Annotated in this window: 1 protein-coding gene; it reads left to right on the plus strand. The window is 69.9% G+C overall.

Annotated elements, in window-relative coordinates; genetic code table 11:
• A partial coding sequence (locus F8271_RS31435) for a complex I subunit 1 family protein (protein WP_151493399.1) occupies positions 1-932 on the plus strand: 932 nt, incomplete at its 5' end.
• Positions 933-935: the final 3 nt, after the last annotated feature.

A 935-nucleotide genomic window follows, 5' to 3' on the forward strand; every position in this document is an offset into this window, starting at 1 on the left:
TGGGCGGTGTGCTGGTCGCGTTCCTCACCCTGCCGCTGCTGGTCGGCCAGACCGAGCACAAGGTGATGGCGCACATGCAGGGCCGGCTCGGTCCGATGTACGCGGGCGGCTTCCACGGCTGGGCGCAGCTGGTGGCCGACGGCGTCAAGTTCGTGCAGAAGGAGGACGTCACCCCGCGCGAGGCGGACCGGGCGGTGTTCCGGCTGGCCCCGGCGGTGGCCCTGGTGCCCTACCTGCTGGTGCTGCTGGTCATCCCGCTCGGCCCGAACGACCTGGTCGGGCAACCTCTGGACATCGGCCTGTTCTTCGTGCTGGCCGTGGTCGGTGTCGGGGTGGTGGCGGTGCTCATGTCGGCGTGGGCGTCGGCCAACAAGTACAGCCTGCTCGGTGGGCTGCGCGGGGCCGCGCAACTGCTCGGCTACGAGCTGCCGCTGGTGCTGGCCGCCGCCTCGGTGGCGATGGCGGCGGGCACGCTCAGCCTGTCCGGCATCGTCGAGGCGTGGCAGCCGTGGTGGCTGCTCTGGCAGGCGCCCGCCATGATCATTTTCTTCGTCGCCGGACTGGCCGAGATCCGCCGGCCACCGTTCGACATGCCGGTGGCCGACTCGGAGTTGGTCTTCGGCTACATGACCGAGTACACGGGGTTGCGCTTCGCCTTCTTCCTGCTCGCCGAGTACGTCGGCATCGTGGTGATCGCCGCGCTCACCACGGTGCTGTTCCTCGGCGGCTGGCAGGGCCCGTTCGCCGACGACCAGCTCGGCTGGCTCTGGACGCTGCTCAAGGTGTTCGCCGTGGCCTTCGTGATCATCTGGCTCCGGGTCTCCTACCCCCGGCTCCGCGAGGACCAGCTGCAACGACTCTGCTGGCTGGTCCTGGTGCCGGCCTCCCTCGCGCAACTGGTCCTCACAGCAGCCGTCCGCGTAGCCCTGTAGCCC

This window comes from Micromonospora sp. ALFpr18c (genome assembly GCF_008868155.1).
In the GTDB taxonomy this organism is placed as follows: Bacteria; Actinomycetota; Actinomycetes; order Mycobacteriales; family Micromonosporaceae; genus Micromonospora.